We start from the raw sequence: 22,306 nt of genomic DNA, 5'->3' as shown, positions 1-22,306 counted from the left end.
TGGCGTTGCCCCCTAACGTGCACGGCGTGTGGCGATTGCCTCGTTGACCTCCGGCTCATTGAGCGAAGCCAGCCAGTTGAGCAATTCTGGGTAGATATACGGATTTTGCACCAGATACACATGCAGATTCGGTGTGTACTGGGCGATGTCGTGCATCACCGCCGGATCAGACGTGGTCATGGCCAGCTGCGGCGTGAAGCCAACGTCTGCGCCGGGCTGGTCTTGCTGTTCCGCCGATGCGCGTGGTGTCTGGGTCGTGGATTGCGCGGGTTGCGCGAAATGGGCGGCCCGCTCCTGCGCAGGCTGTTGCGCGCCCGAATTGCGCACCAGTTGTTCCACGGCGGGTTTCACGGCGCGCGCCGGTTCGGGGTTCCGCTGTCCAGACGGGGTCTCCGACTCGTCGAAGCGGTCCTCTACAGGGCCTGCGGTGGCGATGACGCCCATCTGGGCGAGTATCATGCGTGCCCGTCCGTCGCCGAATTCGGCGAGCCAGCGCTTCAGTCCGGGGTAGGCGCGTGGATGCACCGCCACATTGGCGCCGAACTCCGGGTTCTCGTAGGCGATCTTGGCGAGCAGGATCGGGTCGGCCTGCGGGTCCTGCACTGCGGCCACCGCCGTCTGATAGTCAACCATCGGGATTCCTTTCCTGCTCGCAGATATTCGGCATGCGCAGCCCACGCACAGTCGCCGCATGTGGAGTCTTCCTCAACTCACACGCCGCCATACTAGCATCAATCGCCGTGTGTGGCCGGACCGCCGCACATAGTGGACTCATCTGCATAAACAAAGGCATCCCACCTTGCGTAAGAGGGCAGCTTGTTCTGCTTGTTCTGTTTGTTCGGCTTGTTCTGCTTGATCTGCTTGCCCCGCGTAAAAAGGACAGATTTGCGAACGAAGATGTCCCTTTTTACGTAGGGTGGTCGGATGTCTCTTTGTATGCATGGTGCCGGAATAGGCCGCGCAGACTCAGTCTCGTGCGCACGCGGCGCCAGAACGGCAGGGTCTTCAGCAATGCGGCGCGCATGCCATCCACAGACTCCCAATACTGCACGACCTCGCTTTCAGGCACAGGATTGCCGGAGAACGCGGCATAATCCGCCGTCTGCGCGCTGTGCCGAAGCTGCGATTCGGTGACTGGCCCACAGCTCGTGCCGGAGGGGCCGGCGGTCGCTTCGGCAGCAGATTCCGCGGCGAAGGATTGCGCCATGGCATGCGCCTGCTCACGGCGTGTGCCGTGCACGGGAATGCCGCTTTGCATCGCGAATTGCGTGAGTGAACGCCAGCCGGACTCCACACGGTGATTCGTACTGCCATTCCTGCGCAATCGCATGAGCAGCGCCGCCTTGACCGCAAGAATGCAGCCGCAAATGACAAGGAGAATCCACACGGGGGAGCCGTAGATAGCGACGTCGCGCGCCACTGTGCCGATTTTCGACCAGACTCCCGAGGTTCGCGGGTCTCGGGCGTCATCTCCGGAGAGCACGGTGCTTCCTGTGGCCTCCTGCTTGTCGCGCAGTGGATCGGTGAGGGGAAGTGGCGGTTGGCGCACGAGTGTCTGCGGATTCGGGGGAGTGAGATTCTGATTGTCTTCAGGGGTCTTCGTCTCCTGAGGCGTAGGGTGAAACGCCACCCAGCCGTGCCCTTCGAGCGCGACCTCAACCCAGACTTCGATGTCATTGCCGGTGAAGTCGATTGTGGTGCCGTTCTCGGTTCTCTGCGTGCGGGCCTTGGTGATGTCGCCATGCTTGTCCTTGGGCACGAACCCAAGCACCACGCGCGACGGGATTCCCAAGGACCTCGCCATGAGGGCCATCGCCGAGGCATACTGTTCGCTGTCTCCCACCATTGCGGTGCCGCCGAGCAGCTGGGTGACCCGGTAGTTGCCGTGCCCGGCAAGCGAGGGGTAGTCGTCCGTCAATCCGTGCGAGAACCACCCGTTGTCACGCAGGCCGTTCGTCAATGCGAGCGCAGCCGCGCCAGCCGTGGGCTGGCCTCCTGCCAGGGCGTCCGCCATGCGCCGTACGGCATTGGGAATGTCACCGGCATCGGGAAGCATTATGCGTGCGGCTTGTGCCCGCCGAATCTCATCATCACTGGGACGGCGTGCAAGCGTGCCAGTTTCGGTGTAGACAAGTCCGGAACGCACGCCGGAAGTGAGCAGACCAGATTCGGTGCCCGTGTTGTAGTAGAAATCGTCGGCATTTGCGTTGGCGGCAAAAGAGACCTGCGTCGCCGCGCCGGCGAGCGGCAGCCAATCGTCATGCATGCCGTCGCGCACGTCGAACATGGCGTTGAACCGGGTTCCGGAGTCATCGCCGTCCTGTGGGATTCGCAGTCCCATGCGCGTGTAGTCCGAAGAGCCGCCTGCAATCCGCGTGTTCGACAGATTCCACACATTGCCGTCGAACCGATCCATCACGGCGAGTCGCACGCTGGCTCCCGCCGGCAGATTGCGCACGGTGAGCAGTGTGTCTGCCTTATGCTCCTTCAGATACGCGCGCATGCCCGACAGCGGACTCGCATAGTCAAAGGGGGCGAGCGGCGGTTCGTAATGGTCGCGCAGAATCGTTCGCGTGGTGTGGACGGGCAGACATGCGCCTACGGCCACGGCGCTCGCAAGCAGCAATAGTGCGCCCGCACCGAGCCATCGTGACATTTCGAACAGTCGCCCGCGCCACGACAGCCAGACTATGACGATGAGCGCGCAGACCACGCCGCATGGCAGCCGAAGCACGCCTGTCGATGTGCCAAGAAGCGCGCAGACGGCGAAATCACCGATCACGACCAATACGCTCAATGCGCTCCATCGCCGTTGGGGAAGCACGGCCAGCATGCCGCCAAGTGTGCACGAGAGCAGGCAGAGCGTCCATACGGCCATGAGCGAGCCATCCGCGGTGCCGGTCGGCGCCGGCACGGTGATGAGGAACTTGAACGACGTGAACATGGCGGAGCAACCTTCGGCAAGGGTCTGCCACGTCGGCAGCACGTAGGCTACGCTCGTGTGCGGCAGCGCGACCAGCGGGCCGATCACGCATTGCGCGAGCACGAACGCCAGAATCTGCCACCAGAGCCTCAACCGGGGTACCAGCGTCATGAACGCGATGCCAGAACCGAGCGATGCAGCCGGAATCGCGGCGCGTGCCCAGCTGCCGACCGAGCCGTACACATCGATGAGATTCGCGCACGCGCATAGTACAGTTACCGTCACCACGGCGAGTGAGATGGCGGCATCACGTGTGGCATGGCCAGCGGCATGTGCGGCATCGGACCGATGCCCGTCGCGAGCGTTCGTCGTCAGCCAGACGGGCATTTGCGTGGAGCTGTCGTCGATCCACGAGGCGTCGCCGCGTGTACGACCGTGTCTTGTCGTGCCAAAGGAGGAGACAGGCGAGGTCATGAGAGCACCTTCGCGAGCAGTGGAAGGTCATCAAGCACGCCGACCGTGACGAACACGCATTCCGGCAGCATGCGCACCGCGCTGCTCGCGCCGGCGACGACCTGCACCACCACACAGGTCGCCGAATTCGGAATGGCGGCGCCAAGCCTGCGCAGATCGCCCACGTCATGCGCGGAACCGGCGACGAAACAGTACAGCGATGCCTTGTCACAGGCAAGTAGGGCCTCACGTGCCAGATTCGGCAGCATGGTGCTCGCCCGCACATCAGGTTCGATTTCACTGCATGTGTCGAGAAAGTCGGCGGGTTTGCGCGGCTGCACATGCAATCTGCCCGCTTGCGCATACAGCGCACGCCGTTCCACCACACACTGCACGCCAATCGAGGCGAACACGCTCACCGCGAGTTCGAACTCCTCGGCGCTCGTATACGAAAACGCCGCAACGTCAAGGCTCACCGACGAATCGGTGCGACGCGTGGCTTCGAATTGCCGAATCATGAGCGTTCCCGTTTTCGCGGTGCTCAGCCAATGCACATTGCGCACGTCGTCGCCATATTCGTATTCGCGCAGACCGAAGAAACTCAGGTCGTCGTTGACGAGGTCGTCGCTCGGATTGCCTTCCAGGTCACGTATGATGCCGGCGTGCAGTGTGTGCAGCGGCACGATGTCCGGGTGAATGTACACGCGGATCTGCTCGGTGAGACGATACTCGCGCCGCACTAGGCCGAACGGGTCTCCTTTGCGCACCGACAGCGGTCCCACTGTGACCACCGAACGATGCGTTGCGGTGAGGGGGATCGCCGTCTGTTTCGACTGGTGGGAGCCGAGACTCGGTATGGCGAAGCGTTCATGATGCCGCTCATCGCGGCGCTCGTAGCTGCTCTGTGATATTGGCAGATCGCCGCTTGCGCTCGCGGTGACGGAGGTGCTCGGATTCGACACGGTGACCATGGCGTGCATCGTCTGGTTGACACTCACCCGTGTGTTCGATACCGAAAGCGTGGCGCTGAACGTCGTGTTTCCCACCGAAAGCACTGCGGAGCTTACGAGCAACGTGGCGCACACCAATGCGAATGCGAGCATCTCCACCCAACCCAGGCATAGGAACAGCGCGAGTGTGAGCACGAACATGCCGACCACTGCCCATCCCAACGGCGATACATATTTCCGTATGATCATGTCAACGCTCGCCACGCGTGGATTCATGGGCTTCGGTAAGTCCTATCTGCGGCACCGGCACGTCGTCGATGATCGCCTGCATTGCACTGTGCTGGCTCTGGCCGGCGAAGGTGGCATCCGGCGTGAGCGTCAGGCGGTGGGCGAGCACCGGGATGGCGAGATCCTTGACATCGTCGGGAATGACGTAGGCGCGATTGTCGGCCGCCGCCCACACACGGGCGCAACGGGTGAGCGCGAGCGCACCGCGCATGGAGGATCCGACGGCGACGAGCTCGCTGTTGCGCGTCTGCTCCACCAGCCGCAGAATATACTCGTAGATCGCGTCGTCGATATGCACCTGTTGCACGGCCTTGCGCATGTCGAGTATGTCACGGGCGCTCACGACACTGCCGATGGTGCTGGCGCGGTCGGTGATGTCGGCCTCCTTGAGCAACTGCATGCTCCGGGTCCGGGATGGGTAGCCGATCGTGGTGCGCAGCAGGAATCGGTCCATCTGCGCTTCGGGCAGCGAGTAGGTGCCGAGCTGTTCGATCGGGTTCTGGGTGGCGATCACCATGAATGGCTGCGGCACCGTATGTGTGGTCCCGTCGACGGTGACGTGCTGCTCCTCCATCACTTCGAGGAGGGCCGACTGGGTTTTCGGTGAGGCTCGGTTGATCTCGTCGGCGAGCACGATGGACGCGAACACTGGACCCGGGCGGAATGTGAACTCGCCGTTCTTCTGGTCGTAGAAGGTGACTCCCACCACGTCGGAGGGCAGCAGATCCGGGGTGAACTGGATGCGTTTGAATGAGGTGTCGATGGATTGGGCGAGCGCTCGGGCAAGCTGGGTCTTGCCGGTGCCCGGGTTGTCTTCAAGCAGCACATGGCCGCCGGCAAGGAGGGCGGTGATGCACTCGCGAATCGTCTTCTCCTTGTCCACCACCACTTGCGATATGTTCGCCACGATGGCGTCGAACAGACTGTGGAACCGCACAATGTCGCCCTCGTGAGCAGATTCGCTCCGATCTGCCGTGACATCTCGCTCGGGTGGCATGTTCACCGTGCTCACGGTCTCGGTGACTGTGGGCACATCGGTTCGTGGCAGTGACGCATGAACGCCTCCCAATCGGGTGGCGTCGGCATCCGGCGCCATGTCCGCAGGCGCGTGGAAGCCCCGCTGTGAGAAGACGGTGGATTCGTAGCCCTCGTCCGTATGCTGTGCATGGGGTGCATCAGGCCGTTCATGCTTGGCTGTCATGGAACCTCTCCTTTGCAATATGATGCGGCTCGAGACTACGATGCTCTGCCGGAAGTCGTGGTGTCGTATGCCAGACGATTGTGCGGGTTGTGGCCGCCCGGCGAATGCCCTGTACCGTGTGCTCTTCGGTACGTGCGGCATAGCCGGCATCCTCGTTCATGGTGATGCTTGCGGTCCAGCGCAGATTGTCTGGGACTGTGCTCTCGCCGGGTGCCGGACGAACCGTGACATCGGTATCGGGATTCCATTGCGTGGTGAATCCATTGCTGAACGACAAGGTGATGGTGACGGGTTGGCCATAGTCAGTGAAGGCACGCCCTTTGTTATGCATCACGATGGCATCGCGGTTGTGCTGCGACCAGCTCACCTCGATCTCACCGGCGTCGATGGCGGGGGCCACACGGTACTGGTGTGTGCTCGTTGCCCGTGCCGGTGAGCTGTAATGGCCTTGGAGTCGGGTGCGTACCTCGCCTGCAGGGCAGCGCTCCCACGGACTGAGCTGCACTGTCTCACTGCCGGCGGACTCCCTGTTTGCATCGATGGAACCGAATTTCACATGGACGCCGTCATGTCTGCCGCGTGGCACCGACCATTCCAATGTGCACTCGTCATTCCTGCCCTCTATGCGCACACTTGGCTCCGCGATGCCGATGGTGGGCTCGATGGTGTTCGATTGTCCCGTCGTCACAGCTGCGGGTTGTCTTGATGTATGCACGGTGGCGCTCACGCTCAGCGGCTTGAAATACATGGCGTTGTCGAGGGGTACCCTGAACCGCAGCGATTCGCATGATGTCGTGCCGTGGGAGAGCTGGATGGAGGCGCACCCCGCCCTGCGCATGTTGCCGAGTGTCACTGTGCCGGTGATCTCATGATCGTTGGCCTGCGTGATGCTCACTTGCGGGGCATCGGGATCTCCCCACACGTCCCGGGTAGACACGGGTTGGCTCGGCGCGCTGGCCCCGACTTCGTTGTTCGCCACGACGGTGGCCGAGAAGGTGCTCGAGTCGGTGATCACGTTGTTGTCGATTTCGAAGGATGCGGCGAGCGCCGTCACTCTCGTGCTCGTCTTCGTCCAACCATCGGGTCCCTGTAATTGCACGGTGTAGGAACTTGGGCGCGAGCCTGCGTAGTCCGGCTCGTTCCACGAGACCTCGACACTGCGGTGACCGCCTCTCACCCGCACCTGCCCGGGGGGATTCGGTGCGCGATCCGGTTTGCCCGTCACCGCATTGGAATCCGGCGACCAGCCTATGGCGTTGCGTGCTCGCACCGTGAACGTATAGGTGGTGCCGTTGCTCAGATTCCCAATGCGGCATGATGTCACATTTCCGCAGGATTGTTCGCCTCCCTGCCACCTCACCAGATAGTCGGTGATGAGCGAGCCGTTGGCGCTGCCGGGCGCCCAGTTGAGCGTCACCGCTGAATCCTCGGGTTTTGCGGCCACGGGGGAAAGCAACGGGGCGCCGGGAACATTCTGCACGACGACCGTGAACGTGGCGCTCACGCTGCGTTCCTCGGTTCTGGTGGCATCCATGACGGTAACCACCACATGGTAGGTTGCGGCTGGCACCGTTGGCGCCGCGGAGAGACGCAGAATGGTGCCCTCGGTCTGCGTCTGCAGCGCCGAGCCGGCATCGCCGTGTGCCGACACAATGCTCAGAGGGGTCTCGGGGAACGGATTGTACGCTCCTTGAGTCACATCGATGCTGGTGCTTCCCCCGGGTTTGAGCCTGATGGTGGCGGCGTTGAGCCGGGCCAACGGACGCGTGGACGGCACGGCCCGAACGGTGATACCGGCGTGGAGCGCACCATTGCCATAGTCGAGCGTGATGGGAATCGATTGGGTGGCACCCGGTGTGGCGGTGGCGTCGGCCGCCACGGTGAGTTTGCCGTCGGCGGTGAGTGATGTGGTGAAGGGTGCAGACGATTGACCTCCGGTGAACGAGTATGGTTTCTGATTCTCATTCGCCCTGCCTGAGACCAGTGCGTTGAGGTCGATCACCGTGGCGGCCTCACCTGCAACGACAGCCACGGTGGTGCCTGCGAACGTCGGCGCGGGACGTGTGCTGCCGATTATAGTGATGGGCAATGTGATCACTGCCGTGTTGACGAATCTCACATTCGTGCCGCGGTTGCCGTCGGTCACGGTGAAGGTGATTGATGCCGGTCCGGAGTAGTCCTTTCTTGCGGTGAATCTGAGCGTGCCACTGTTCACCACGTAATCGTCGTTGTCGCTTTTCGTGGCGCTCACCGAATCCGAATTCGCCAGCATCGGTGTTTTGCCGGCCCCTACGCGTACGTGGTCGGCAAGCGGGATGGTGATGGTCTCTCCGGCATTGACCCGAAGAGGGGGTGCCTGGGGTCGTAGGGTTGGCGGGAACACGCCGTAGGCGGGAACATGGATGAACGCCGTCGAAGTGATGCCGTGCGTCGTGTTCGTCACCGTATAGGGAATGGCCCGTGCCTCGTCGGTGAGGTCGATGGAGAGCGTGGTGCCGCCGGTGGCACGTGCATACCGGGCTGCAGATTTGTCTACATTCACTGAGAGCTCGTTGAGGCTGCCTGACGGGTTGGAGATCCATGCCGAGACGTCCACGTTCACCGTCCTCTTGTCCACGGTGGCGCTTGCCGGCACCCGGTAATCGTAGGCGCTCGGCGGTTGGATGGGCGCATTCGGGTCGATGGTGACGCTCAGCAACCCGACATCCTTGACGCCTGCGGCGTTGCGTACCGTGTAGATGATGTAGGCGGTGCCGGCATGCTCGGGTGTGGTGAGCGAGATCATGCCGCCCCGCACTTTCACATTGTCGATGCCTTGGCATTGCACGTTGTTCTCGAGCACGAGATTGCTGTTGTCCGATGCGATGTCGTTGCGCAGCACAGGCACGGTGGTCGAGGTCCCCGGACGCAATGTCACCGAGTCGTCGCGGGCGTAGACTCCCGAATCTGTGCCGCTCTGGAACACTCCTACGCGAACCTGCGCCTGGGCGCGCCTGCCGGTCCAGTCCTCCACCGCATAGCTGAAGGTATCGGTGCCCACGGAATCGGCGAACGCCTCGTACACCAAATAATCCGCTCCGGTTTCCATCACACGGCCGAGTTTGGGCGCACTGTTGCCCAAGCCCAGCAGCTGCACGTCATCGCCGTCCGTGTCGATGCCGGTCACGCGGATCGGGATGCGGATCTTTCTGCCGGCAGCCACCTGTGCCTTGACATCGGTGGGTTTCGGCGCGGATTTCGATTCCGCGTCACTGGCGTGCACCGCGAAAGTAACGACGGCCGATGACGCGTTGCCGAGGGCATCGGTCACCGTGTAGGTGAGGGGGTAATTGCCCGCCGCACTGGGCGCTTGGTACCGTACGGTGTTCGCCGAGGCAAAGGCGAGCCCGCGGAACTTGCTGGCATCGGTCTTGAGATTCCGGTTCAGCGTGAGGGCCGAGGCGCCGGTGTACGAGACATGGTCGAGCACATCCACCGACACTATGCCCCCGGTGCGCATGGGCACGGTGACGTCGGAGGCCTTCGGCACGGAATCGGCACTGGTGAGCGCCGGCGGTTGCACCACGATGGTGCCGGTGGCAACGCCCTGTGCATTCGCCACTGTGTAGTCGAGCCTCACGGGTGCGGATGGCAGCGTCTGCGCCGTGATATACACGCGTTTATTCCCTACAATGCCCGCTTTGATGCCGGATTTGGCGTCGGCCCTGACATCGGTGACGGCCAGCACGCCGCCCATGGGATCGACATCGTTGGCGAGCGGTTCCACAATGGCCGTCTTGTCGGCTCCGAGCAACGCCACATCGTTGGCGGCGACCGGTTTTGCCGATTCCTCCTGGGCGGGCTCGACATCGATGCGCGCCAGGCCGGTGGCTTCCACATCGCCTTGGACAACCGTGTAGGGCACATGATAGGTGCCCGGTTCGCTCGACTGGAAGGTGAACGACATGTCGGTGGCGCGCATGGTGACGTTCGTGCGTTCGGGATTGTCTACCCGTGTCAATCTCGGGGCATCGGCCGAGGTGGCGTGCACGGCCTTGGAAAGATCGACGGTCACGCTCGTATTCGGCGCGGTGGTGCGGCAGACCGGATCGATGTTCGCCGCCAAGGTGCGCGCCGGACGGATGGTGAAGTACATGGTCGCCTCGGTGAGGTTCCTGCCGTCGGAGACCTGCAGCCGCACCGCTGCACGGCCTTCGTGCATCGAACCGGCGTGGAACACGAGTTCGCCGTCCGGACGTGCAGAGACCGTCGCCTCGTTGGTGTTCTCCACGCTGGCGCCGACCAGAGTGAGCGGATCGCCGTCTGGATCAATGAAACCACCAAGCGCGTTCATGGTGTATGTGGCGCCCTGCTCGACTTCGGTTTCCTCCGGCTGCTCCTTGCGGATCGGTGTGCGGTTCTGGTCGCCGGCAATCGTCAGCGTCACGGTTGCGCGTGAGGATTGCCCGCGCCCGTCGCCGATCTCATAGGTGAAGGTCGCGCGGCCGGGGTTGTGCGCACTGACCTGCAGGAACCGCCCATCATATATGGCAGATGCCTTCACCGAATCATTCTCCGGTGAGCTCACCGAGGTGATGCGCAGCACCGAGCAGTCGGTCTGCTCGTCGTTGCGCAACGGGTCGATGACGGTGTTGGAGCCGGCGCGTATGCCGAACTCGTCGTCCACTGCGCGAATCTGCCCTGATTTCGTGGAGCATTCCCGTTCGAACGTGTGCTTCGAACTCGTGCTGTCGGTGGTGGTGCTCGTCTGCCGACTGGTGTCGTTGCCGAGCCGTTTCCACTGGATCTGGATCACATCCGGCGAATTCGCCGGGTTCCATATGTTGCCGTTTGCGATGTCGTTGAGCACGACGAGCCTGTGGTTCACACGAAGACGAAGATTGGACGTCGCGGTGATCGCCTGCAGATCGAGCATGTCGGGTTTGCCGTTCGCCGAGCAGACGGTGGCGTAGTTTCGTGCGGTTTGGCTCCACGCCCCATACACGCACCCGTTCACCGACACGGGTTGTGTGGCTTCGCCGGTGCCTGTGGTGCGATGGACGACGGGCTCGGCTCCCTCGTTGAGCGGCATCGTGACTAGTGCTCCCGGTGCCGCCGCCGCGACCCAACCGCGTTGGGAGCGCTCACCGGTATCGGTTGGAGGCGCCTGCAACGCCAAGGTCCCCACGCCATCTACGGTGACATGGTTCCGACCGAAGTACAGGCGGTTGCCGCTGCTGGCCACCGGTTGGCCGTCGATCACGGTGAAGGAATCCGCGGCAATGGGCTCGCCTTGGTTCAGTGTGGCGATTCCATGCGCGGTGTTCGAACCGGCTCCGACGGCATACACCTTGGCCGTGCGGGCATCGAGCCCGTACACGGTGCCGTCCGCGGCAATGGCGATTCGGCCGCCGGCGCCGAGACTCATGGTTGCGGTGGCTGTGGCGGGGGAGATGTGCGCAACCCCGTCGGCGCCACCCACCCATACGTCACCTCGATCGGTGTCGATGATCGCGGCGGTGCGGCCGCCCACCAGCGTGCGCATCGCGGCGGTGGTCGCGGTGGAGTCGGCGGTCCCCATGGTGGATTGGTTGATACCCGAGGCCTTCTGTGGTTCCGCCAGAATGGCATCGCCATCGTGCTGTGCAATGTCGAAGTTCTGCGACTGCGCGTTGACGCTCGCATCCGGCTCACGCAGTCTCACGTTGTAGCGCGCCGCCTTCTGGTCGGCCTGCGAAGTCACCCAGACGGTCCCGTCGTCGAGTTGCAGATGCCGTTGCGAGACCGAGTGCATGATGAGGGCTCCCGCGATGACGGCGAGCACGATGACGAGCATGGCCACGGGCACCATCCACGTTTTGCCGCGACCGCGGAATATGCGCCGTGGCGAGAACTTGTGCATGCTGTTGCGTGGCGATTCGGTCATGTCACCTCATTTCCGCACCGCGCAGGCGGTGGCGGGTTGTGCCGACATGCTGCGGTCTGCCCGCACAATGCTCACGCGTACGCACACCTGCGCCTGATTGGTTTGGTCGGCCGGAATGTTAAATTCGGTGGAATCAACCACATGCGAGGCGCCCGGCGTGGTCGCGGCGCCGATACGCGACCACACGTAGGTGTCGCCTTCCCGTGGATCTGGATTCCTCCAATGGAAATGCGCGGCGCCGTTCTCGGCGAAGCTGCCGGAAAGCTGTTGGGGTGACGGCACAACGGATGCGCCGGGAGGCTCGTTGCCCGTGGGTTCGGGCCGTTCGCCGTTCCGGAGTGCGCCGTGGCTGCCTTCGACAACCGTCTGGTTTCCGCTGGCATGGGTGTCGAGACCGGGCAGCACGAACCCCATGAACACCGCGAGGAACAGGGTGAGCAGGGCGACAGTGATGCCCACGACCATCCATGCCTTGCGGTATCTGCCGCGTTGCCGTGCCGCCAGCGGACGTTCGGTGATCTGCCGTCGGACGATGCTGGCTGGGTAGGGGTCTGCGCCCTCGACACTCAACGACGTGGCGTGCCCATACAGTTCGAATTGTACCTGTTGGAGCGCGCGGGCGAAAGCCAGTGCGGAGGGGTAGCGATCGTCGGCATTTGCCGCCATTGCGCGTGCCAACGTCTCACACACCGCAGTGGGAACGTCGTTGCGCTGGATCGTCGGCAGCGGCTGCGTCATGATGAGTTTGGCCAACTCCTTCGCCGTCTTCGGGTGGTACCCGTATTCGAACGGGGAGGTGCCCACCAGTGAGGCATAGAGCACTGCGCCCAGCGAATAGATGTCGGCCGCCTCGCCTCCCGCACCGCCCGTGCGCAGCGTCTCCGGGGGTGCCCAGGGCAGGGAGTAGCCGGTGCTGCTGTGGTCGTAGGCGGTGACGGCGATGCCGAAGTCGGCGAGCGCGGGCAACTGCTGCCCGGTGATGAGCACGTTGCTGGTCTTGATGTCGCGGTGCACGATGCCGGCCCGGTGTGCGGTGGCGACTGCGCCGGCGAGATGAACGCCCATGGAGAGCATGTGCGGCACGTCGAGCACGTGGTCGCACAGTACATCTTTGAGCGTGCCGCCCGGTGCATACTCGAACACGAGGTAATAGCGGCCGTCGTCGGTGACGCCCGCATCGTAGGTGGAGAGAATGGAGGGGTGGCTCGGCAACGCGGCCATGGCGCGCGCCTCCGCACGGAAGGCATCTGCGATTCTGCCGTCCACCTGCTCGACGCTCACTTTGACGGCGACGTCACGTTCTATGCCCTGTTGCCGGTAGAGGTAGACGGTAGCGGTGGAACCGTGCCCGAGCACGCGCACATAGCTGTAGCCGGCAAGGCGCGGTGGCTGGGGCACCTGCTGGGTCATGGCGGCTCCTTCGCTGGCTGTGTACCGGTGTCGGGGATTCTCCCATATGTAGACTATACGAAATTTGCGCTCGACTGCTTGCGCGTAAGCCGGCAATGAGACTGTCTCAACGAAGTGCGGCGTTTCGTTGGTCGTTTTGCGGCAATAGGGGCAGATTGGCCAGTTTGCATGCTCGCATTCCTCCCCGCTTTCCTTTGAGACGCGCATGCCGCAACATATTGCGCGCCATATGAGCCGCGATACGATGCAAATGGGAATTCGAACGGACCGCGTCGTTGTATACGGCGTTTCTTTGACGTGCGTGCAGGCCGTCCATACACTTGGAGAATCGGTGTGGAGGATGTCGATGTGGGTGAGGAGGCAATGCATGGTTGAACATACCCAGGAGCGTGGTGCCGCCGGCATGGATGCCGTTGACGATGCGCCGCAGGCCAATGAAGGGGCTCGCCGTGCCATTCGTGAATTCCTGGAGTCGGCTCACAATGATGACCGGAATTCCAAGGCGCGCACTCTGCTCGTCTCGGGTGCACCGCGTTCGGGCAAGACGCAGCTGGCCGTGGAGACGACGCTCGCCGGTCTGCGAGCCGATCTGGCGGCCGGGAGCGACGGGTCGACGGTGATGCTGGTGCCGAACCGTCGTGTCGCAGATCTGTATTCCGATCGAATCATACGCGAACTCGGCTCAAGCGAACGTGTGCGTCCGGCCACCACGCTCAATGCGTTGGCCTTCCAATTGCTTGAGATCGCCCGTTCGAGAAGCGGCGACAGCGCACCCCGTCTCATCAACGGTGCCGAGCAGGACGCATTGTTGCGCCATGTGATCGCCGTGCACGTCGAACAGCATCGCCGTGGCGAGGATGGCTCATGCGAGACCTGCCGGCTGCTTAGTGCCTATTTCGAGGATGCAGGCGTGCAGGCGGACCCCGCACGGAAGGGGATGGGTGCTGCTGCCAACTCCTCGTCCGCAGGCACGCTCGACTGGGCGACCATTGTGATGGATGCCGCCGATGCCAACGATGCCGACGAGGAGACGATTGTCGACATCGCAGCGAACGTCAATGCAGGATTCATCGCCCAGTTGCGCGACGTGTTCGCCCACTTCGACGAGGTGGGGGCATTGTTGCGTCTCGGCGCGATGCAGCCGACGGCGGCTGCGCGCAATGTGGAGGAATGGACGATGCAGGTCGCCTGCCAAGCCGTGGAATCGGAGGGCCCCGCTGGCGTGCGCCTCTCGTTGCAGTGGCGTCTGGCACTCGCATTGAGGCGCGAGTATTTCGATCTGGTGGCCCGGCGCTACCCTGGCGAATACCGTTTGGACCCCTCGTATCTGCCGCTTGCGGCCATGCGCTCCCTGACTGTTGCAGGGGCTTGGATGCCCACGTTGCTGGTGGTGGACGACGTGCAGGATCTCACGTTGGGCGGCCTGGCGTTGCTCGCGGTGCTGCAGGGGCTCGGCGTGCATTTGGTGCTGTTCGGCGATCCGGACGAAGCCGTGCAGGCATTCCGCGGCTCATACCCGGAATACCTCTATGCATGCTTCCTCGATCCGAACGGCCCGTTCGCCGCCGACCATGTCTCATTGCAGGCATTTCAACACGAGCCCGCCACCTATCGGGACATCGTGGCGTCACGCGTGAGCCTGTCGATAGCCTCCGCCGAGGAATCCGCGCTGCCGCTGGCCCAGCGGCCCGGAAAACTGCCTGCCGTGGAGGGTTCGGACCGCTTGCGCCCGCTTGATGCCGACGACCCGCATACCAAGGAGGTGCTGGAAGACGGCTCTCTCAACGGCAGATTGTACCGGTCGTCAAACGACGAACTCGACAACATCGTGTGGCAGATTTCGGCGCTGCATCTGAACGACAGGAGCGTGACGTGGAACGACATGGCCGTGATCTGCCATGACAACGCCGACGTGCTGCGGTTCGGGGAAAGGCTGCGTGGGGCCGATGTGCCGGTGCGGTATTCGTCGGTGACCCGGCCTCTCGCAGACGAGCCTTTCGTGCAGGGGCTGTTCGCGCTCATCGAGCTCGCCCAATTGCGTGCCCATGGACTCGAAACCCGCTCGATGACGCTCGCCGCCGCCGCGCAGTATGTGCGTGCCCGCGTGGGCAGAATCGCCGAGAGTCTGCTCATCGACACCGCGAACATGGGCACGAACACAATCAACGCACACGTCAGATCGCATCGCAAACCGACGCGGCCCATGCGCCTGAACACGGTGAATGCCGCGCTTTCCTCGCTCGAAGCGTTGGCGAGGATCTCCCAGACCGACATTCTCGACGATGCGAGTGCGACGGCCGACCCGGACCGGAGCGCACTCGCCGAATCGGTGAAGGCATCCGCTTTGTCGGATCTGCGTTCGCAATGGGATGCCCTTGCGAGCACGGTGCGCGCCGCGCATGCCGCGCAGGAGCAGGCCAGTGGCATCGTCGTGGACGATTCGCGGCTGAGCGACACCGACAAGGTGGGCGACGGCCTTGAATTCGGCATTGATGCATTGTATCTGCTCCTTGCACAAGGTGATGACGAGACGCTGCTCGATGTGCTCGAGGCGCTGTGCGGAGACCATAACGAAGACGTGCGCAATTTCAATCTGCTGTGGCGCATTGTGGGGCAGATTGCCGACGACCTCGGCTCCTTGCCGTCGAAGGCGCCCCAATACGCGCTTGAGGCGGCATGGAAAGCGTGCCATGTGGCCGATGCGTGGAAGGTGCAGGCCATTTTCGACTCGCCGGACGGCCGTGCCGCCAACGACCGGCTCGACACGGCGATGCGGTTGTTCAACTACGTGCAATCCGAAGGCGTGGCCCCCGACATCAACGCCTTCATCGACCAGGTGCGCCAGCTGCAGATCGAGGCGGATTCGCTGGCCAGTCTGGCACCGGTCGACGAGGCGGTCACGCTCACCACGCCTGCCGGCACTGCCGGACTGAGCTGGGAGCATGTGTGGATTCCCGCCGTGCAACAAGGCACCTGGCCGAATCTGGCCGCCCGTAACACCATGTTCGGCGGCGAGGATTTGGTGGATATCGCCCTGCACGGCAGCCAGACCCGGCACCGCAACGAGGTCGGCGGCCAACTCGACGAGGTGCTGGCGTCCGAGCAGAAGGGCTGGCTGGTGGCACTCACCCGCGCCAACGGTACCTTGAACGTGAGCGCCAGCCAGAACGACGATGCCGTGCCCTCTGATTTCCTATACGCGTACCTGCCGGAATGCTTCACCCGTGACGATACCGAGCGGCCATTGGCCGAACGGCTGGCCGAGGCACCCGATGCCGCGAATGCGGCTTCGGGGAAGGTTCAGACCGAAGCATCGGTGGACACTGCTGATCATGGGTATAGCCTGAAGGAATCGGAACGACATGCAGGTGACGAGACCCTCAATGCGAGCATGCGGGGTGTGATCGCCCTGGCCCGTATGGCGTTGGCCCATGGTGAGGAATCGTCCGCGGAATTCCAGGATGCCGCCGCCGCATTGGCGGCATTGGCATCGGCGGGAGTCGACGAAGCCGACCCGCGGCGTTGGCCGTTCCTGCGCGACGCCCCCACCGGGTCGCGATCGCCTGGGCGCTATGAGCGCACCCAATCCGGGAACGCCGTGCAGTCCGCTGGTACAGCGCTCAGTCTCAATGCGGGCTCGGCACAATCTGGAGTCTTACCCCAAGTCATGAGTGTTCCGACGGATCCGTTCGCCCCGATCGTGCTGTCGCCCTCGCAGGTCGACCGGCTGTGGGGTTGCGCGGTGTGTGCTCGCCTGGAACGCGATTTCAGCGGCCCCACTCCAAGCGCGGTGGTGGCGGATTTCGGCACGCTCGTGCACGATGCCGCGCAATACGCGACCGAGCATCATTGGGATCTGGCGCAGGTCTACGAACAATTCGTGCCGATTCGGGGGCCTCACACCGACACATGGCGTGAGCAGACGGCCCAGGCCATAGCCGACAGGATGTTCGACGAATACTATGCGCCGCGGCGCATAGACCCGCTGGGCATAGAGGACGCCTCGCAACGGTTCGTGGCATTGCAGCGCGATGCTGAGGCCAAGGCGATGCTGTTTAACATCGCGAGGTATTTCGTCGATTCGAACGAGGCTGATTACATTCATAAGACCACCGGTGCCATAGGCACCTTGGTCGAGTCGTTCGCGGAATGCTCCTTCGAAGGGGCCTTCACGTTGCGCAGCATCACCGACGCCTACAACCATGCCGGGGATCGGCCGGAGCTCACCGTGCAGCAGATGCGGGCGATACTCGGGGTGCTCATGGACGGTTGGCCCGTGCAATTGGACGATGGGCAAGAGGTGCGGATCAATGGCCGCATAGACCGCCTGGAACACCGCCGATTCGACAATGGTGACGAACATTGGCGGGTTGTGGACTACAAGACGGGGAACAGCTTCTCGCCCGCCGAGCAGTTCAGCGACCTGCAGCTCGTGTGCTACCAGCTTGGGCTGGCCTTCAACACCGATGGGTCCACGACCGCACTCACCGGGCCACGCCCGAAGGTGAGCCGTGCCGAGCTGTTCTTCGTCAAGGACCAGCCGGCGCCGGCAGGCACCGCCACACGAGTGGAATCGTATTATCAGCCGGCGCTGATGGAAGGGGGCGCCGTCACGAGCACCGGATTCGCGGCACGTTACTACATACCCCACATGAGCTCCCTGTTCAAGATGCAGCTGCCATCCGAGGCTCCGGACGGCATTCCGGAAGAGGTGTGGCATGACCTGCTCGCCGGTGCGCAGGAGGGCACGTTGTGGGCGTTGACGATGCTTGCCCGCGTGTTCTATGCGGCCGCGGCCAAACAGGCCGATCACATCGTGGCGCATCCGACGGACGCTCATAGGGGAGTGTGCCGCCACAAGCAGGTATGCGCAGCCTGCAACGAGGCGATGGCCACGGTATTCGAAACGGAATGGGAATAGGCAGGAGCGAATATGGCACAGTCAAACAAGCCGGTTCCAAGCGCTGAACAGCAGCGGATCATCGATGCCGATGCCGACGCCAACGTGATTGTGGTGGCGGGTGCCGGCTCGGGCAAGACGTTCACCATGACCGAACGCGTGATCCACCTGATTCACGAAGGCGTGCCTCCGGAGCATATTCTGGGTCTCACTTTCACGAACAAGGCCGCCTCCGAGCTGCTTTCACGAGTGTCGAAGGCGGTGCTCGACGATGCGCGTGAACGTGCGAAGGAGGGAGGGGCCCACCCTGCACGGCTCGCCTTCATGAAACCCGATGTGCGTACCTACGATGCGTTCTTCCAGTCGATCGTGCGCCAATACGGACTGCTGGTGGGGTTCGACCCGCAGACGCAGCCGCTGAGTGCCGCCGGTGCACGCCAGATCATCGCCTCGGTGGTGGGGAGGCACGTCGACGAGATCGTGCAACTGCCAGTGGACATGGGCTCGTTCGGCACGGTGGTGGATGCGGTGGGCGCACTGGCGAACAACATCGCGAATTCGATGATCGGCAATGGATGCCTCACCGTGGCCGATGCCATCGAACGGATAACGCAATGGGACGCGACGTTCCGTACGCAGATTCTCGACCTCCTGCAAACCGATGAGTCCGGCCTGCTCACCGGGCCGTTGGCGGATCGGCAAAGGGGCGCCACGCCAAAGGCGGTGAAGAGTGTGCTCAAAGCCAGGAAAAAGGTGGAGAAGAAGGGTGGGGAGTACGTCGAGACCCCCGGCGACAAAGACGCAGTCAGTGAAGCGATGCATGCCGACGCCGAGTTGGCCGCGCGTGACCTCTACCTGGTGGCGATGAAACGCGATGTGCTGCTCGGGCTCGTGCGTGAGTTCGACGAGGAGAAACGCCGGCGGCACATGGCCGAATACAGCGACTTCGTGATCGCCGCCTATCAGCTAGTCGAACGGTTCCCGTCGATCGGCGCCCATTACCGGCGTCAGTTCACCCATGTGCTGCTCGATGAGTTCCAGGACACATCGACGACCCAATCCGCGTTGCTCGCCGCATTGTTCCATGTGGACGAACCCCATGGCGCCGACCGCAGCGCGGCCGTGAGCGCCGTGGGCGACCCGTTCCAGTCGATCTACGCATGGCGTGGGGCCTCGCCTGGTGCATTCCGCATGTTCATTAACGATTTCCACATGCCGGCCGCCACGGAGCCGTTGTCGATGACGTGCACACGGCGCAACTCGCGGGTGGTGCTGCAGGGGGCGAACAACCTCACCAAAGTGCTGCGTCGCGTGGAACAGCGTCCCAGCGGCGCCAACGCACAGGAAGTGCCGGTGCAGCCACTGCGCAATGTGGACGATGGCAGCATCGAGGTGGATGAGGGTACCTTGGCGGTGCTTGGCCTCCAGACCCGTGGACAGGAGGTCGACGCCGTCGCACGATTCGTGAAACAATCCGTGGAACAGTACGGCGAGGCCTGCAACCCCGGTGATTCGCCGGTGTCCGTGCTGTTTCGCAGCAAGAAGGCGATGGCATTGTATGAGGACCAGTTGAGCCAGGTGACATTGCGCAACGGCAGGCCGTTGCGTGTGCGTGCCGTGGGCCTTTCCGCCATGCTCGACCGACCGGAAGTCCAGGATGTGCTAGCCCTGCTCAAGGTGGTGGGCGACCACACCGATGCCAACGCGTTGATGCGCCTGCTCGCCACACCACGCTATGCTCTGGGCGCCCTCGACCTCAAGCGTCTGGCCCGACGCGCCACCGACCTGAACACCGAATACCGCTTCCGCACGCTCGTGGAGGCGGGGCTCGCCCCCGCCGGCACACCGAAGCGCGAATGGGGCGCATTGGTGCGGCAATACGCCAGGAATGCGCCGAACATGGTGTACCTGATCGACATGCTGTTGCGCGACGATGTGGCAGCGCAGCTGGAAGCCGCCGGTCTGAGCGATGAGGGGCGTGCCGGCGTGATGCAGGCCGTGGAGGCCATGCACCGCGTGCAGGACGAGATGTACCAGCCGCTCGCACAGGTGATCCACACCGCGGTGGAGGCGTTGAACCTCGACGTCGACCTCATGCTGGCAAGCAGTCTGCGAACGGGGGAAGCGCCGGCTCCGCGCGATGCAGTGCGTGCGGCGATCGATGCGCTGCTCGAGACAGTGAACACCTACACGTCGGAGATCGCGCAACAGCAGCGTCCCACGTTGCGTGGGTTCCTGGCCTACCTCGACATGGCGAATGGCAACGATATGCCGGAGGCAGCCGCTGACCTCGGCGATGAACCCGCCGATGTGGTGCTCATGACGGTGCATCAATCGAAGGGATTGGAATGGGACGCCGTGGCCATCGTAGGCATGCAACAGGGCGCATTCCCCTCGAATCAGGGTGACGCATTGAGGGTGAAGGCACTGGAAGACCGCGGGTCGAAACTGGATTGGGAGCCGCCACTCTACGAGGAGACGGCCAAAAGCTGGCTGGAGAGTCCCGAGGCGGTCCCGGTGCCGATTCGCGTGGATGCAGCCATTCTGCCGAAATTCCCCATGATTCCCGATGCGGGGGAATCCGATGCGTCGAGCCTGCAGGAGAGCGCGGTACGGGCATTGCGTGACATCGATTCGGTGGAGAGTCTGGAGAACGACGCCTATGGCGAACTGCGCGCGTTGCTGCGCGACAACGGCGTGCTCCTCGACGAGCTGGGCGAGCCGGACGCATGGGATCTGTCGCAGAAAGAGGAGCGTGGTCGTGCCCTGCATGCCGATGAGCGGCGTCTCATGTATGTGGCGTTGACCCGTGCCAAGCACGATGCATTGGTCACCTACAGCGTGGGCGCCACGACGAGCCGCGTACCGGAAGACAACGCCAAGGAGTCGGGCACCCCCTCCGTGTTCTGGCGGGAATTGCGCGATTCCATGTCACGCGACGACTCGTTCTCCCAACGTGTGGAACTGACCGCGTTCGACGACCAGCCCACCGCGCCAGCGCGGCCGGCTGCCGCCGCTGCCGGCAACACCGCCGTGATCTACGATGATCTGGAGTCCACGCAGCCGCGCTCGCTGCATGAACGCGGCGCCAAGAAACCGGAGGGCATCATCGTCGGGAAGAGGGCCAAGCAATTTGCGACGCTTCTCGTGGACGAACCCTATGAGGAACCCATGGAACCAATCGACACGGAACAGCATCTGCCATGGCCAAGTCGGCTGAGCGAAGAGATGCACCGTACCCTGCGGAAGGGCGCGACGCAGGTGGTGCAGCGCATGTCGCAAAACAATCCGACAAACATGCCGGGCGAAACCGCGAAAGGCGACGGCAGATCGCTGCTGGAGCGGGCGCGCCAGCTCATCGACAACAGGGCGACACTGATCCGTGAAGGCATGACGGCCGACGAAATAGAGAAGGCCGTGCGCATGCGCGGGCAGCGCGTGCTGGCCGCCAAAGACAAACTCACGGCCACCGGTCTGCAGCGCAATGCCGAGGCGGGCGAGAACGCCACAGATTTCGCCTTGGAGATCATTCGCCCCGTGCCGCAAGTGAGCACACCTCAGGCGCAGGCGGGCACGAGATTCCACGCCTGGGCACAGCGATATCTCGGAGCGGGGGTGAACCCGGAATATGGCATCTCGCAGGAGGCCATGGCTCACGAGGTGGCGCACGAGGCGGAAGCCGTTGAACAGACCGAGCGGGAAGGTCGTCCGGTGCCCAGGGAGCAGCGCGATCTGCTCACATGGAAGCAGCGGTTCCTCGAGTCGGCATGGTCGGCACGTGAGCCGGCCGCCGTGGAGCAAACCGTCTCCACTTTCGTCAGCGGCATAGGCAAGCGCGTGGATGCCAAGCTCGACGCGGTGTTCTATGGCGGTCTTGGCGACGGCATGTCCGGTGCGAGTGGGGATGCGCGGTATACGATCGTCGACTGGAAAACCGGCTCGCGGCCACGCAATGCGCAGCAGCGCGCCGGCAAGCTCGCCCAGCTCGATATGTACCGGTATTTCTGGGCGCTGCAGAAACGCATCCCGATGAGCCAGATCGATGCCGCCCTCTACTACGTCAGCGAGAAGGACCCGGCGAAAGCGCTCGTGGTCGCGCCGCAGCGGAGCGAGGCGGAGGTTCTCGCCGAGATGCGCGCCGGCGTTCCCGAGCCCGACGACAACGATTAGCGTACGCTCACGGCGTCAATCTACACCCGTAGTTAGTGTAGGCAGTGTTTTCATGCCAACGCATACGACTCAGCGTGACCCATGCGACATGGGCATCGGGCGGCGT

The 22,306-nt window shown here is 63.3% G+C and carries 8 protein-coding genes; 2 read left to right on the top strand and 6 right to left on the bottom strand.

The features are described 5' to 3' along the window. Positions 1-12: 12 nt before the first annotated feature. From BANAN_RS06605 to BANAN_RS06580, 6 genes are all read right to left on the bottom strand, one after another. Complete coding sequence (locus BANAN_RS06605; RefSeq protein WP_014698132.1) at positions 13-633, bottom strand: variant leucine-rich repeat-containing protein; 621 nt, start codon at positions 631-633, stop codon at positions 13-15. Between the two features lie 274 nt (positions 634-907). Beyond that, the gene (locus BANAN_RS06600; protein ID WP_014698131.1) at positions 908-3,397 is read right to left on the bottom strand and encodes a transglutaminase-like domain-containing protein; all 2,490 of its coding nucleotides are present in this window, start codon (positions 3,395-3,397) and stop codon (positions 908-910) included. After that, entirely contained in the window at positions 3,394-4,575 is a 1,182-nt protein-coding gene (locus BANAN_RS06595; protein WP_041777046.1) for a DUF58 domain-containing protein, read from the bottom strand. Before BANAN_RS06595 ends, BANAN_RS06600 begins: the two co-directional genes overlap by 4 nt. A 1-nt stretch (position 4,576) precedes the next feature. Then, the gene (locus BANAN_RS06590) at positions 4,577-5,815 is read right to left on the bottom strand and encodes an AAA family ATPase (protein ID WP_014698129.1); all 1,239 of its coding nucleotides are present in this window, start codon (positions 5,813-5,815) and stop codon (positions 4,577-4,579) included. Continuing rightward, entirely contained in the window at positions 5,799-11,720 is a 5,922-nt protein-coding gene (locus BANAN_RS06585) for an Ig-like domain-containing protein (protein WP_014698128.1), read from the bottom strand. Before BANAN_RS06585 ends, BANAN_RS06590 begins: the two co-directional genes overlap by 17 nt. Positions 11,721-11,726: 6 nt before the next feature. Then, entirely contained in the window at positions 11,727-13,130 is a 1,404-nt protein-coding gene (locus BANAN_RS06580; RefSeq protein ID WP_014698127.1) for a serine/threonine-protein kinase, read from the bottom strand. 367 nt (positions 13,131-13,497) lie between these two features. On the opposite strand from BANAN_RS06580, the gene BANAN_RS06575 reads away from it, so the two are divergent. Next, entirely contained in the window at positions 13,498-18,051 is a 4,554-nt protein-coding gene (locus tag BANAN_RS06575) for a PD-(D/E)XK nuclease family protein (protein ID WP_014698126.1), read from the top strand. A gap of 12 nt (positions 18,052-18,063) precedes the next feature. Continuing rightward, complete coding sequence (locus BANAN_RS06570; RefSeq protein ID WP_014698125.1) at positions 18,064-22,200, top strand: ATP-dependent DNA helicase; 4,137 nt, start codon at positions 18,064-18,066, stop codon at positions 22,198-22,200. Positions 22,201-22,306: the final 106 nt, after the last annotated feature.

This window comes from Bifidobacterium animalis subsp. animalis ATCC 25527, assembly GCF_000260715.1.
GTDB classification, from domain to species: domain Bacteria; phylum Actinomycetota; class Actinomycetes; order Actinomycetales; family Bifidobacteriaceae; genus Bifidobacterium; species Bifidobacterium animalis.
This window is presented reverse-complemented; position numbering and strand designations above follow the sequence as displayed.